The sequence below is a fragment of the Gemmatimonadota bacterium genome (assembly GCA_039715185.1).
In the GTDB taxonomy this organism is placed as follows: domain Bacteria; phylum Gemmatimonadota; class Gemmatimonadetes; order Longimicrobiales; family RSA9; genus DATHRK01.
Map to the genome: position 1 here is coordinate 1 of JBDLIA010000039.1, position 13,003 is coordinate 13,003.

Here is a 13,003-nt window from a genome sequence, read left to right on the forward strand (position 1 = left end):
CACCGCGTCTACGCGACGATGCGCGATCCGCTGCGTCGCAACGCCGACGCTGCCGACGCGCTGCGCGTGGCCGGGGACCTGGCCGCGGGCGAGATCAGGGTCATCGAGTTGGACGTGTCGAACGACGCCGCCGCGCGCGAGGCCGTGGAGGAGGCGGCGGCCGGCGGCGGTCGCCTGGACGCGCTGGTCAACAACGCCGGCGTCATGTTCGTCGGCATCGCCGAGGCGTTTACGCCCGACCAGTTGACCCGTCAACTGGACGTGAACGTCACCGGGCCGTTTCGGTTGATGCGGGCCGCCGCGCCACACATGCGCGCGCAGGGCGGGGGTCTGATCCTCAACGTCAGCTCGGTGGCGGGGCGCTTCGCCCGCCCATTCGCCGGACTCTACCACGCGAGCAAGTGGGCGCTGGAGGGGCTTACGCAGGCGATGAGGTATGAGCTCTCGGCCTACGGAGTCGACGTGGTGTTGCTGGAGCCGGGACCGTATCGCACCAACCTCCAGAGCGCCTCGGAGGGCCCTGGCGATCGCGCTCGGCTGGCAGAGCTGGAGCACCTGGCGGCGGTGCAGAAGGACATGTCGTCGCGCTTCTACAAGGTGTTCGACGACGACGCCGCCCCCACCGATCCGGCCGACGTGGCGCGAGCCATCCAGCACCTGGTCGAGACGCCCGCGGGCGAGCGTCCGTTCAGGTCGGTCGTGGGCATCGACTTCGGCATGGAAGAACTGAATCGGAAGACGGCGCCCTACTACGAGGGCGTCCTGGAGGCCTACGGGGTTCGCGACCTGGGTGGCATCGGCGCGAGCCCGAGCGCGGAGGGCGCATGATCGGTCTGGATGCCTACAAGATTATCCACCTGGCCGCGGTGGTCGGCCTGTTCGGGGCGGTGGGGGGCGTAGCGGTGCATGCCGCGAACGGGCTGGCCAAGGAGCGGAACAGCCTGCGCGGGGCGGTGTCCGCGCTGCACGGCGTGTCTCTGCTCCTAATCCTCGTAACGGGCTTCGGCATGCTCGCGCGGCTCGACGCCGGCCTGCCCGCCTGGGCCATCGCCAAGCTCGTGCTCTGGTTCGCCCTGGGCGCGCTCCTGACGCTTCCTTATCGCTCGCCGGGTCTCGCACGTCCCGTGCTGTGGGCGCTGCCCGTGTTGGGAGCCGTGGCCGCCTGGCTGGCGATCTACAAACCCTTCTGATGGAGGCGGTCCCCGCCGCTGCCGTCGCGCTCCTGCCCGCGGTCCACGTGGCGTGGTCCAACGGCATTCTGGAGCCGCACGAGATGGCCGCGGCGCGTGACGCAATCCGCGCCGGCGAGTGGGCCGACCCGCCGTGCCGCGAGTGGGTGGCGCGCTGGCTCGACCCGGGCGCTCCGCCGCCGCCGCGAGACCTGCTGGCGCTGCGCGACGAGATTCGCGCACGCGCGCGCCGGCTGGGCGACGGCTCCGGGGAAGCGGCGGCGCCGAGCCTGCGGTCTCTTTCCGGGTTGGGGCTGGCGCTGGCGCGCGGCGAGAGCGCGTCCGCCGCGGCGGCCTGGGGGCAGCCCGCCGCGGGCGCGGCGCTGGAGGCGTTCGAGGCAGCGCTCGGGGTCGCCCCCGCCGAGGCGGTGGCGGTCCTTCTCGGTCGGCCGAGTCGCGCTCCGCGGGGCCGCGCGGAATCCGGCGTCGACGCCGACACGCTGAATCTGCTGCTCGACGGCTCCTACCGGGACACGCGGGAGGACCTCCTCGCGCTCCTGTCCGACCCTCGCTTCCAGATCCCATCGGGCACGCCGATGAGCCTGTACCGGGAGCGAGTCCTGGACATCTGCCGCGCGCTGGCCGACCGCGGATACGGCGCGTTGAGCTTCCCGCCGGAGTTCGGTGGGGAGTCGGACACGGGACGCTTCGTGGCCGTGTTCGAAACGCTGGCCTATGGAGATCTCAGCGTCACGGTGAAGTTCGGGGTCCAGTTCGGCCTGTTCGGGGGCAGCGTCCTGCAGCTCGGTACGCGCCGGCATCACGAGCGCTACCTGAGCGACATAGGGTCGCTCCGCCTGCCCGGCTGCTTCGCCATGACCGAGACGGGACACGGCTCCAACGTCCGCGACGTCGAGACGATCGCCCGCTACGACGCCGCGGCGGGCGTGTTCGTTCTGCACTCGCCGTCTGCGGCGTCCGGCAAGGACTGGATCGGAGGGGCGGCCCGCGATGCCCGCATGGCGACCGTGTTCGCGCAGCTCGAGACGGGCGGGGAGCGCCACGGCGTGCACGCGCTGCTGGTACCCATCCGGGGCGAGAACGGCGCCCCGCTGCCGGGCATCCGGATCGAGGATCGCGGGTTGAAGCAAGGCCTGAACGGCGTCGACAACGGCCAGATCTGGTTCGACGGCGTGCGCGTCCCGCGCGAGAACCTGCTGGACCGTTTCGCGTCGGTGTCCGAGGACGGGACCTACTCCAGCCCGATTCCCGGTGCGGACCGGCGCTTCTTCACCATGCTGGGCACGCTCGTGGCGGGCCGCGTCAGCATCGCCGCGGCGGCGGTGAGCGCGGCCAAGACCGCGTTGACGATCGCCATTCGCCACACCGACCTACGCACGCAGTTCGGCCGGGAGGGAGAGCGCGAGGAGCCCCTCCTGGAATACCGGGCGATGCAGCGTTCGCTGCTGCCGCGGCTGGCGGACACCTACGCGCTGCACTTCGCGGTGCGCGCGCTCATCGACGACTACGCCGCGCTGGAGTCGGGCGCGGACACGAGGGAGATCGAGGCGCGGGCGGCGGGCCTGAAAGCGGCGGCGACCTGGCACGCGATGGACACGCTGCGCGCCTGCAGGGAGGCGTGCGGAGGCGCGGGTTACGCAGCCGACAGCCGCTTCGGCCAGTTGGCAGCTGACGCCGACGCGTTCACGACCTTCGAGGGCGCCAATTTCGTCCTCCTTCAACTCCTGGCGAAGGGACTCCTGACCGAGTACCGGGAAGAATTCGGGGACATGAAGATGTGGACGGTGGTCCGCTTCCTCACCGCTCGCGCCGGCGAGCGACTGGCGGAGCTGGACCCCATCGGCCCCCGCAAGAGCGACCCGGAGCACCTCCGCGATCCCGCCTTTCACGAAGAAGCACTCGAGCACCGCGCCAGGCGCCTGACGGTCACCGCGGCGGCGCGCGTGAAGGCGCGCCTCGACGACGGCATGGACAGCTTCACCGCCGTCAACGAAACGCAGGACCACCTCATCGCTCTGGCCCTGGCGCACGTCGACCGGCTGGTTCTGGGCGATTTCGCTCGCGCGGTCACGGCGGCCGGCGGTTTCGGAGGTCCGGAGGTGGACGGGTCCGGCGGCTCAGCCGAGGCGGGTGCGCTGCGGCTGCTGTACGACCTGCACGCGCTGCGGGCCATCGAGCGCCGCCGCGCGTGGTATCTGGAGAGCGGCCTGATGGAGCCCTCCAAGACGCGCGCGGTTCGGCGGGAGATCAACACGCTGTGCGCGGCGCTCAGGCCGCACGCTCCCGCGCTGGTGAGCGCGTTCGGCATCCCCGACGCCGTGCTCGGCGCCCCCATCGGTCTTCGGGACGCCGCCTCGACCGAGCTGGCGCCCGAGTGATGCTGCGCCGGTTCGCCTGGGGCACGCTGCTGTTCACCCTGGCCGTGATCGCCTGGGGCGCGTTCGTACGCGCCAGCGGATCGGGAGCGGGGTGTGGCGCGCACTGGCCGCTGTGCAACGGCGAGGTGGTGCCACGGCCCGAGGCGATTGAAACCGTCATCGAGCTCGCGCATCGAGTCACGAGCGGTCTCTCGCTACTGGCCGTCCTGGCGCTGGCGCTGTTCGTCTTCAGGACTCTGCCGTCGCCGCATCCAGCGCGACTGGCAGCCGCGGCTTCGGTGTTCTTCATGCTGACGGAGGCCGCTGTCGGCGCCGGGCTGGTGCTGCTGGAGCTGGTGGCGGACGACGCCTCTCCGGCCAGGGCCTACTGGATGGCGGGCCACCTGCTCAACACGTTTCTACTTCTCGGCGCGCTGACCGCAACCGCGTGGTGGGTGGGCGCGGGAAAGGGGGCTCGCCCTCGAAAGCCGTCGGGCTCGACGCGCTGGCTGCTAGGCGCCGCTCTCTTCGGCGTGCTCATCCTGGGAGCGAGCGGCGCCATCGCCGCGCTCGGCGACACCTTGTACCCGGCGACGTCGCTCGCGGAGGGGCTGCGCGAAGAGTTCGCGCCGGGGGCGGCGCTGCTGCTCCGGCTACGCGTGGCGCACCCCGCGCTGGCGTTCACCGTGGGCGCGTTTCTGGTCGTCGCCGTCCCCTATCTGGGGCGACGCGGAGGCGACGCCGGGTCCGTCGCGATCTCCCGCCTGGTGGCGTGGATCGTCCTGGCGCAGCTCGCCGCCGGCGTCGTGAACGTGCTCCTTCTCGCGCCCATCTGGTTGCAGATCGTGCATCTGCTCCTGGCCGACGCGTTGTGGATCGCGCTGGTGCTGTTCGGGCTGACCTCGTCGACGGAGCGGGCGGGCACGCGCGTTGCACCGTCCGCCATGCAGGAGAAGACGGCCGCTTCGGGGAGGGCAGGATGATCAAGCGAAACATGATTCCGCTAGCTGCGGCGTTCTTTCTGAGCGGGTGCGCGAGCCTGGGGCTCGCCGATCTCGTTCAGCCGCCTAGCTTCAGCGCCGCGGACGGACGCGCGAGCGCGCTGCGCCTGCTGCGGCCCTCAGCGCAGATGCCGCTCGGCGGAGCCTCGCTGCGCCTTTGGACGCGGGTGCGCAATCCCAACTCGTTCGGCATCAACCTGGCCGGGATGGATGGGGAGTTGTACCTGGAGAACTCCAGGGCCGCCTTGGTCGATCTGCCCTTGGGGTTGCCGCTGTCGGCGGCCCAGGACACGGTGATCCCCATCGACCTCAGCGTGAACCTGGCGGACCTGCCGCGACTGGCCGGCCAGCTCGCCGACGCCCTGGGAGGCGGAAGCATCGCGTATCGTCTCGACGGCACCGTGGCGGTCGAAACGGGCGCCTTCGGGCGTCAGAGCTTCGGCCCGGGGACGATCGTGAGCGGGGCAGTCGACGTCACCCGCGAATAGACGTGGGCCCGACGCGGGGCGATCACCGTCCCAGCGCGGCCCGGAAGGAGATTGGCATGAACGAAAGAGTGGACGGCTGGGACACGGTCGTGAACGTGGGCGACGCCGAGCGCCTGGTCTCGCTCGCTGGTGGCGGCTGGCTCGCGCTGACCGGACTGTTCCGGAGCGGACTGGTAGGGCTCCTCAAGGTCGGCCTCGGCAGCTACCTGCTATACCGTGGCACCACCGGCTATTGCCCGATTTACGAGTCGGCCGGGGTCGATACCGCCGGTGGCGGCGAGGATTGGGACTGGGATTCGGACTGGGACGAGGGGGAAGATCCCGTCGAAGCGGGTCCGGTGGCCGGGAGCATCGGCGGCGAGGCGCCGGTCCACGCGGAGGTTCTCGTGAACGGCGACCCGGCGATCGCGGACGCCGTGACGGAAGGGGTGGACGAGGGCGGTTGAGCGACCGTCTCGACGTCGAGTCGGTCGGCAGGCGGCTGGAGGGCGAGTTCGGCCCCGACAGGGTGGGCCGGGGAGTCCCGCTGGCGCCGTTCACCACTTTCGGGATCGGCGGACCCGCGGACCTCTTCTTTCGCGCGCGCACCGTCGAGGAACTCGTGCGCGTGACTCAACTGGCGCGCGACATGGACGCCCCGAGCTTCCTGCTCGGCCGCGGAGCCAACATCCTGGTCGCGGATGCGGGAGTGCGCGCGCTGGTCATCCACAACGAAGCCAAGGGCATCTCCTGGGTGGAGGAGACCGTCGTGCGCGCCGAGTCGGGGGTGGAGACGTTCCCCGACCTGATCGAAGCGACGGTCGCCAGGGGTATGGCCGGCCTCCACCACTTCGTCGGCATCCCGAGTACGGTCGGCGGGGCCATGTGGCAGAACCTCCACTTCCTGTCGCCCGCGCCCGAGCGGTCTCGCACCGTGTTCCTGGAGGAGTTCGTTGAGCGCGCGGACATCTTCACGGCGGAGGGAGCGCGGCGCACGGTGGGCGCCGGGTACTTCGAGTTCGGGTACGATACGAGCGTGCTACACCACCGGGAAGACGTCGTCCTCAGCGTCGATTTCCGACTCGCCCCATTGCCGGAGGGCGACCTCCGGCGGGTGATGAGGGAAAACCTCGTCTGGCGCGCGGAGCGACATCCGGACCTCGCCCTGTTCCCGTGCGTGGGCTCGATCTTCCAGAAGATCCAGGGCGTCGGCGCCGGCCGCCTGATCGACCAGTGCGGACTCAAGGGGCACGTGCACCCGAGCGGGCGCGCCGCGATCTTCGACCGCCACGCGAACATCATCGTCAACCTCGGGGGCGCCCGGGCGAGCGACGTGCGCGAGCTCATGGAGCTCTCCCAGCGCACCGTGAGTCGTGAGCTGGGGCACGAATTGGTGCCCGAGATAGGGCTCATCGGAGACTTCGGCCAGGCCGGCTGAGTACGCGCCTCTCCCGGCGCGGGCTCCCGCGTCTTACACTTCTCTGACATCTTTCTGACGCGTAGACGGCCTTTCAGACCCCCTTGTCCGGGTACCGTAATGGGCCGCGCAGAAGGGCTGGGGCCGCAGGGCGCGGAGGAGCGGTGCGGCAACACCCGAGGACCACAAGATGAGGTTTCTCCGACGCCACGGAACGCACAGGTCGCGGTCGGCCTTCGTCGCCGGCCTGCTGCTGGTGACGTTCGTCCTCGCGGTGGTGCTCGCCTACCAGGCGCAGGACTCGGCGCGATCGCACAGGGCGGCGGCGGAGAGCGCGCTGCGCGATTTCGCGGCGTTCGCGGGCGGAGAGTTCGGGTACCGCGTAGAAAAGACGCTGGATGAGCACCTGGTGCAGCCGGCGTTGTGGATCGTGCTCGGCGCGGACGACACGCTGAGCTACCCGGCCACCCAGTACCTCCGCAAAGCGCTGGACAACGCGCGCTACGGGCACCTCCCGGTCCGCACGGAATTCTCCTACTCGCTGCTGAGCGGCGACCTCACCGCCGTCGGAGCGCCGATTGCGCCCGACGTCCGCACCTGGATCGCGGACTCGCTGGCGGTTAGCGGGCTCGGCCGGGAATGCCCGTGCTGGGAGTACGACGTTTCCTTCCCTCGCACCGACGGTCCTCCCGCCATGGTCGTCCACGCCTTGAAGGGCGGGCGCCCCGAGCACCCCGACGCGGCCTTCGGCTTCATCGCCGACGCGGAGGCGCTGGGAGCGCTTCTTGCCAACGACTTTCAAGGCGCCTCTCTGCTGCCGTCGTCTCTCACCGGGGGAGTGCAGAACGATTCGCTGCTCGCGGTTCGCGTGACCGCCCCCGGTGGCGATGTGCTGTTCGCCTCGGAGCGGACCATCGATGCCTCGCTGGGCGTGGTGGACACGCTGAAGGGCTCCTATCGGGGTCTGGTCGTCGAGACATCCATGCGGCCGGAAGCGGCGGAGATGCTGGTGATAGGGGGCCTGCCGCGCTCCCGGCTCCCGCTCCTTCTGCTGCTCCTCGTGGTCACCTCCGCGCTGATCGCCGCGGCGATTCTCCAGCTCCGGCGGGAGTACGAATTGGCCCGGCTCCGGTCGGAGTTCGTGTCGAGCGTGTCGCACGAGTTGCGGACCCCTCTCGCGCAGATCCGAATGTTCGGCGAAACCTTGCTGCTGGGGCGCGTGCGATCCGACCAGGAGCAAATCCGCTCGCTCGAAATCATCGATCAGGAATCCCGGCGGCTGACGTACCTGGTGGAGAACGTGCTTCAGTTCTCGCGCTCCGAGCGTCGGGTGTTGCGGGTTGAGCCGTCCCCCATCGCTCTGGGACCACTGGTCCGCGCCACCGCCGAGACGTTCGCGCCCCTCGCGGAAGCGGCCGGCAACCGACTCGATGTGAGGCCGGACGACCGTCTCGTGGTCGACGCGGACGCCGGGGCGCTGCGCCAGGTACTGCTCAATTTGCTCGACAACGCGGTCAAGTACGGGGCCTCCGGTCAGACGGTTACGGTGGGCTGCGTGAAACAGGGAGACTTCGCGCACGTATGGGTTGATGACGAAGGGCCCGGCGTACCGACCGCGGAACGCGACCGCATCTGGGACGCGTTCTGGCGCATGGAAAGGGAGTCCGACGCGGGCGTAGCTGGAGCCGGCATCGGCCTTTCGGTCGTGCGAGAGATTGCCGATCTGCACGGCGGACAGTCGTGGGTCGAGGATTCCCCATCGGGTGGTGCCCGTTTCGTCGTGGCTTTGCCCGGAGCGTATCGGGTCGAGCAAACGCTGGAGGAGATAGACATCATCGGCGAGCGCGGGACGCCAGGCCATGCGGCGCCGGCGGCTTTCCGAAAGTCGAGGGCTGTGGACATGCAACCTGACGACGCCGCTGGAGCGTCCAAGGAAGAGGCGGAGGAGGTCGGGGCGGGGCAGGGTGTCCCGGAGTCGACCCGGCGGCCGGCCGGTTTGCCCTCGTAGGGACCCGGCCGACTGGATGAGGAGATAAAGCATGATGAGCAACATCTTGCTGGTGGAAGACAACCCGGATCTTGCCTATGGACTCCGGAACAACCTCGAAATCGAGGGCTACGACGTCACCGTCGCGGGGGACGGCGAGATAGGCTTGCAGCGAGCGCTGGAGTTGGACCCGTCGCTGGTGATTCTGGACCTCATGCTCCCGAAGCTGGATGGGTACCGCGTCCTGCGCGCGCTGCGCGAGGCGGGGTCGCAAGTGCCCGTGCTCATTCTCACCGCCAAGGGGGAGGAAGCCGACAAGGTGCTCGGTTTCCGCATGGGCGCCGACGACTACGTGACGAAGCCGTTCGGCGTCTTGGAGTTGCTCGCCCGGGTGCGCGCCGTGCTGCGGCGAACCCGCAACGGCAACGGCATGGCCTATCCGGCGGACGGGGATCGCTTCGGAGACGTCGAGGTGGACACCCGCGCGCGCACCGTGCTGAAGGCCGATGCGACGGTGCCGTTGACGCCCAAGGAGTTCGACCTACTCGTGGCGCTGCTGAGGCGACACGGGGCGGTTGCGTCCCGCCTCGAGTTGATGAAGGAAGTCTGGGGCCATCGCGCAGCCGTCGTGAGCCGCACGGTGGACACGCACGTGGCAGAGCTGCGGCGCAAGCTGGAGGAAGACCCCTCCAACCCGCGCCACATTCTGACCGTCTGGAAAGCGGGCTACCGGCTGGAACGCTGACCGGCTAACCCGCGCCGGGTACTCCGGTTGGGCAGCGGGTCAGAGGGCTTCCAGCAGTAGCGTGCCGTCCACGCGGCCGTCTCCGTCCACGTCGCTCAACTCCGCGACCGGTACGTCGCCGGCCCTCATCTGCAGGACGGAGCTACCGTCTGGCTGGCGCACGAGCCGACCCACGAGCTCGGCGTCCAGGCCCAGGTAGCGCGACCGTTCGTCCACCTTTCCGAGCACGATTTCCCCGAGGATGTCGCCCAGGGTTCGGCGATCCAGCACGTCGTTGTCCCGTTCGCGTCGGCCCAGGATGACGTCGGGCCACGAGGCGCGCTGCCACAGGCGGCCGTCGTCGTCCCAGCCCTTGTCCCGGCACCAGTCGGTGCCGTGCACGGGATGGCCTCGACCGTCCCGGCAGAACGGCGGGCCGTTGCCGCGCCGCTTGTCGCGTCCGGGCGCCTCGCCCGCCGCGGCCCGGCCGCGGGCCTTTCCGCCCTGGGCTCGAGCCGCGGGCTCCGCCTCCCCGGACCTCCTGGGCAGCACGACCTCGCCCTGCGCGGTTGGCACGGCAGCGCCGTCCATGACGGCCGGCAGCGCCCAGGACCACCAGTTGCGGCTCTCGTCGTCTTTCGAGTCGTCCTGCGCGTAGGCCGGAGCCGCGACCGCGACGCCGATGATGGCCACCAGGACGGCGGCGAACGTGAACTTCTTCATGGTATCTCCCTGTCCCCGTTTCCCCACTCCCCCAATATAGACGCATGTCCGCCGTTCGGGGTCACCGCTTCGGATAACCCCGTCGCACGGTCCAGAACAACGCGCCCGCGGCAATGCCCACCCATATCAGGCCCCAGATCAGGGTCGGCACCCCCGTCAGGTCGGCGAGCATGGCCGCGTCCGAATCCAGGTGCGGACGGCGCAGCACGTCGCTGCGGATATCCAGAAGCGCGTACAGCGCGCTGGTCAGGCCGAGGAACGTCAGCACCAGCGTCCGCCCGCCGTGCCCCAGGCGACCCGCGGCGAGTAGCAGCGCGCCTCCCGCCAGGACAGCCACCGCCAGCGAGAACGCCGTGCGCACGTACAGCGCGGCGAAGGCGAGCACCAGGCCGCCCAGGATCATCAGCGCCCACCTGGTGAGGCGTTCGCCGCGGCGGGCCGCCTCGATCATGCCCACGCCGAAGGCGAGACTGCCGAGGTAGCCGGCGGACAACGTCAGCAGCGCATTGCCCCCGGGGCAGAAACAGACCCCACCCTGATCCGGGGTGATGGCGATCGAGCGGATCTCCCCGCCCGTGGCGATCGCGGCCAGGCCGTGACCGATTTCGTGCAGCAGGACGACGAACAGCTTCAAGGGATAGATGAGCGGCGTGGGCCAGAGCAGCCAGATAGCCAGGAAATATCCCGTGAAGCCGACGATGAATTCGAGCCGGCGCTTGGTTCGCTTGCGCATGTGGCCGATACGATCGCCCCGGCGCGGCGGTTTCGCGAACCCGTGGGGCGATCGGACCGGCCGGCGACCCTTGTACGACCATCGCGTGTAGCAGAGATTGTGAGCGCTCCCCGCACCGAACGATATCGAATGACGCGATCCGCCTCGACGAGCTTTGCCTTGGCGGCCGCGGTCCTGTGCGCGCTTGCGTGGCCGGACCGGGCCGCCGCCCAGATCCCGGACGTCACGCGCGCGCCGGGAGAGCTGCCCGAGGGCGATGTGCGACTCGCCTCGGCGTTGGGAGGCTCCGGGTTCGTAACCGAGCAACTGCGCTTCGAGCGCGTGCGCGCCGCCATGGGCGCAAAGCGGGCCGGGTTGGCGGCGGCGCTCCGTGACCTGGGCCTGGAACTTCCGCCAGCGGGGATCTACGTGCGGGTGTTCAAGGCGGAGCGGGAGGTGGAGGTATGGGTTCGCGGGCGCGAAGCCGACCGCTACGTCCGCCTTCGCCGATACCCGATCTGTCAGGTGTCGGGAGCTCTTGGGCCCAAACGCCAGGAGGGCGACCGCCAGATCCCCGAGGGCTTCTACGCGATCGAGTCGTTCAATCCGCAGAGCGATTTCCACCTGTCTCTGCGGGTGAACTATCCCAACGCGTCGGATCGCATCCTCGGTCGCAGGCCCTCGCTGGGCGGAGATATCTACCTGCACGGCGGGTGCTCGACGGTGGGGTGCGTGCCCGTGACCGACGACCACATGCGAGAGCTCTACTGGTTGTCGGTCGAGGCGCGCGGCTCGGGGCTACGCAAGATCCCCATCCACATATTCCCGACCCGCATGGACTCGATCGGCATGGCCTGGCTCGCGCCCTTTGGGGCCACCCGCTCGGATCTGGCTCCGTTCTGGGCCCAGCTCAAGGGAGGGTACGAGTTCTTCGAGCGGCACCGGCGCGTGCCGGGCGTGGTGACCGAGGCCGACGGGAGCTACACGATCGTCGATGCGGGATCTCCGGACGGCTTCGCGCGCGCGTTGCGCCCGGCCCGCAAGGCGGCTGGCCTGCTCGGTACGCCCGCCGATGATTTCATTGAAGACGAGGGTGGCTCCCCGATCACCGCCCCCGCCGGCCCGCTTCCCGCGCGCGCCGTGCCCGTTCCCGAGCTGACGGGGAGGCACGCGGCCGAGGTGCGGGCGGCGCTGCTGCTGGAGGCGCGCGCGCCCTCCGAGCGGCTGCTGGGTGCACCCACCGACGAGGGCGGCCTTGTCGAGTCGAGCGCGCCCTCGACCGAGCCGGAGTCGCCCCTCGCGGAGGTTCGTCCGCGACTGCTGGGGGCTCCGCTCGAGCCCGAGGAACCGGAGTCCGACGTGGTTGTCGGTCCCGTGCCCTCGGTCGAGGCCCCCATCGAGCTCGACCTGGATCCGGCGCAACGGACGACCACGGAAGCGGGCGACTGGCTGACGGAGGACGACGTCGGGGATCCTCGCCCGCCGCTCCTGGGCGAGCCGGTGATTCTCGGCAAGGAGCTCGTAGGCGGCGCGCTGCCGCCGGGCGCCTCGCCCATCACGCTGCCGGGCTTCGAGGTGAGGGAAGCGGAGGCGATTCCGGGCCGCATGCCCTACCGGCCCCCTCGCCTCAGGCTCATTCGTCTGGCGCTATAGCCGTCTTGCGCCGGCCCGGAAGAGTCAGCTGGCGGCGGCGGACAACCCTCCGAATCGACGGTCGCGGTCCGCGAACGCGGACAGCGCCTCGTCCAGGTCTTCCTCGCCGAAGTCGGGCCACATGCGCTCGCTGAAGTACAGCTCGGCGTAGGCCGCTTCCCAGAGCAGGAAGTCGCTGAGCCGCCGCTCGCCGCTGGTACGGATGAGCAGGTCCACGTCCGGCGTCGGTCGGTCCCAGTGGGTCACGTCACCCAGCAGGCGCGCGAACTCGTGCTCGCCGTCGGCGCCGCCGCGCATCTCCATCATGCGCTGCGCCGCCGCGACTATGGCCTGCCGCGCCGAGTAGTCGATCGCAACGCGGAGGTCCAGCCGCGCGCCGCCCGCGGTGGCCGCCTCGGCTTTCTCGATCGCCCTGCGGAGCGCCGCCGGCAGGCGATCCCGACGGCCGATGACGCGCAGGCGCACCCCGTTCTCCCGCAGCTCCTCCGCTTCGCGGCGGAGGTAGGTGTGGAACAACCTGAACAGCGCGGCGACCTCCGTCTTGGGGCGCTTCCAGTTGGCGGCCGAGAACGCGTACAGCGTGAGCGTGCGAACGCCGTGACTGGGCGCGGCCCTGACCACGCGCCTCACCGCCTCCGCCCCCTCCTTGTGGCCCGCCACACGCGGCAGCCCACGGGACGCGGCCCACCGGCCGTTGCCGTCCATGATCACCGCGACGTGGAGCCCGCCAGCGGGCGTAGCCCTGTTATTCGAATGTTGCTTCATCTAAGCC

Annotated in this window: 13 protein-coding genes; 10 read left to right on the plus strand and 3 right to left on the minus strand. The window is 70.2% G+C overall.

All coding sequences use genetic code 11. From position 1 onward, the window contains the following. From ABFS34_08885 to ABFS34_08925, 9 genes are all read left to right on the plus strand, one after another. Nucleotides 1-828, plus strand: an 828-nt coding sequence (locus ABFS34_08885; GenBank protein ID MEN8375549.1) for an SDR family NAD(P)-dependent oxidoreductase, incomplete at its 5' end; no start/stop codon positions are given. Then, nucleotides 825-1,190 (plus strand): hypothetical protein, encoded by a 366-nt coding sequence (locus ABFS34_08890; GenBank protein MEN8375550.1) that lies wholly within the window; start codon nucleotides 825-827, stop codon nucleotides 1,188-1,190. The genes ABFS34_08885 and ABFS34_08890, both read left to right, overlap by 4 nt. Next, nucleotides 1,190-3,568, plus strand: coding sequence for an acyl-CoA dehydrogenase (locus ABFS34_08895; GenBank protein MEN8375551.1), 2,379 nt, complete (start codon nucleotides 1,190-1,192; stop codon nucleotides 3,566-3,568). The genes ABFS34_08890 and ABFS34_08895 overlap by 1 nt, the downstream gene beginning before the upstream one ends. Beyond that, the gene (locus ABFS34_08900) at nucleotides 3,568-4,530 is read left to right on the plus strand and encodes a COX15/CtaA family protein (protein MEN8375552.1); all 963 of its coding nucleotides are present in this window, start codon (nucleotides 3,568-3,570) and stop codon (nucleotides 4,528-4,530) included. The genes ABFS34_08895 and ABFS34_08900 overlap by 1 nt, the downstream gene beginning before the upstream one ends. Further along, nucleotides 4,527-5,036, plus strand: coding sequence for an LEA type 2 family protein (locus ABFS34_08905; protein MEN8375553.1), 510 nt, complete (start codon nucleotides 4,527-4,529; stop codon nucleotides 5,034-5,036). The genes ABFS34_08900 and ABFS34_08905 overlap by 4 nt, the downstream gene beginning before the upstream one ends. A 56-nt stretch (nucleotides 5,037-5,092) precedes the next feature. After that, the gene (locus ABFS34_08910; protein ID MEN8375554.1) at nucleotides 5,093-5,482 is read left to right on the plus strand and encodes a YgaP-like transmembrane domain; all 390 of its coding nucleotides are present in this window, start codon (nucleotides 5,093-5,095) and stop codon (nucleotides 5,480-5,482) included. After that, a complete protein-coding gene (gene murB, locus ABFS34_08915; GenBank protein MEN8375555.1) occupies nucleotides 5,479-6,453 on the plus strand; it encodes a UDP-N-acetylmuramate dehydrogenase in 975 nt (324 codons plus the stop codon). The genes ABFS34_08910 and murB overlap by 4 nt, the downstream gene beginning before the upstream one ends. Nucleotides 6,454-6,622: 169 nt before the next feature. After that, on the plus strand, nucleotides 6,623-8,440 hold the full coding sequence (locus tag ABFS34_08920; GenBank protein ID MEN8375556.1) for a HAMP domain-containing sensor histidine kinase: 1,818 nt from the start codon (nucleotides 6,623-6,625) through the stop codon (nucleotides 8,438-8,440). 31 nt (nucleotides 8,441-8,471) lie between these two features. Further along, a complete protein-coding gene (locus ABFS34_08925; GenBank protein ID MEN8375557.1) occupies nucleotides 8,472-9,164 on the plus strand; it encodes a response regulator transcription factor in 693 nt (230 codons plus the stop codon). Nucleotides 9,165-9,203: 39 nt separating this feature from the next. Here the strand turns inward: ABFS34_08925 and ABFS34_08930 are convergent, their stop codons facing one another. Beyond that, nucleotides 9,204-9,866 carry a hypothetical protein gene (locus tag ABFS34_08930; GenBank protein ID MEN8375558.1) on the minus strand — a complete coding sequence of 221 codons (663 nt, stop codon included), beginning with the start codon at nucleotides 9,864-9,866 and terminating at the stop codon, nucleotides 9,204-9,206. Nucleotides 9,867-9,927: 61 nt separating this feature from the next. Then, nucleotides 9,928-10,599, minus strand: coding sequence for a M50 family metallopeptidase (locus tag ABFS34_08935; GenBank protein MEN8375559.1), 672 nt, complete (start codon nucleotides 10,597-10,599; stop codon nucleotides 9,928-9,930). A gap of 129 nt (nucleotides 10,600-10,728) precedes the next feature. Here ABFS34_08935 and ABFS34_08940 point away from each other — a divergent pair, with 129 nt between their 5' ends. Continuing rightward, nucleotides 10,729-12,231 (plus strand): L,D-transpeptidase family protein, encoded by a 1,503-nt coding sequence (locus tag ABFS34_08940; protein ID MEN8375560.1) that lies wholly within the window; start codon nucleotides 10,729-10,731, stop codon nucleotides 12,229-12,231. A 24-nt stretch (nucleotides 12,232-12,255) separates the two neighbouring features. On the opposite strand, the gene ABFS34_08945 is transcribed toward ABFS34_08940, so the two are convergent. Then, a complete protein-coding gene (locus ABFS34_08945; GenBank protein MEN8375561.1) occupies nucleotides 12,256-12,996 on the minus strand; it encodes a di-trans,poly-cis-decaprenylcistransferase in 741 nt (246 codons plus the stop codon). Nucleotides 12,997-13,003: the final 7 nt, after the last annotated feature.

Coding starts and splice junctions, on each gene's coding strand:
- ABFS34_08905 (MEN8375553.1), top strand. CDS start 4,527: ATGATCAAGCGAAACATGATTCCGCTAGCTGCGGCGTTCTTTCTGAGC.
- ABFS34_08895 (MEN8375551.1), top strand. CDS start 1,190: ATGGAGGCGGTCCCCGCCGCTGCCGTCGCGCTCCTGCCCGCGGTCCAC.
- ABFS34_08945 (MEN8375561.1), bottom strand. CDS start 12,996: ATGAAGCAACATTCGAATAACAGGGCTACGCCCGCTGGCGGGCTCCAC.
- ABFS34_08940 (MEN8375560.1), top strand. CDS start 10,729: ATGACGCGATCCGCCTCGACGAGCTTTGCCTTGGCGGCCGCGGTCCTG.
- ABFS34_08910 (MEN8375554.1), top strand. CDS start 5,093: ATGAACGAAAGAGTGGACGGCTGGGACACGGTCGTGAACGTGGGCGAC.
- ABFS34_08925 (MEN8375557.1), top strand. CDS start 8,472: ATGATGAGCAACATCTTGCTGGTGGAAGACAACCCGGATCTTGCCTAT.
- ABFS34_08930 (MEN8375558.1), bottom strand. CDS start 9,866: ATGAAGAAGTTCACGTTCGCCGCCGTCCTGGTGGCCATCATCGGCGTC.
- ABFS34_08900 (MEN8375552.1), top strand. CDS start 3,568: ATGCTGCGCCGGTTCGCCTGGGGCACGCTGCTGTTCACCCTGGCCGTG.
- ABFS34_08935 (MEN8375559.1), bottom strand. CDS start 10,599: ATGCGCAAGCGAACCAAGCGCCGGCTCGAATTCATCGTCGGCTTCACG.
- ABFS34_08920 (MEN8375556.1), top strand. CDS start 6,623: ATGAGGTTTCTCCGACGCCACGGAACGCACAGGTCGCGGTCGGCCTTC.
- ABFS34_08890 (MEN8375550.1), top strand. CDS start 825: ATGATCGGTCTGGATGCCTACAAGATTATCCACCTGGCCGCGGTGGTC.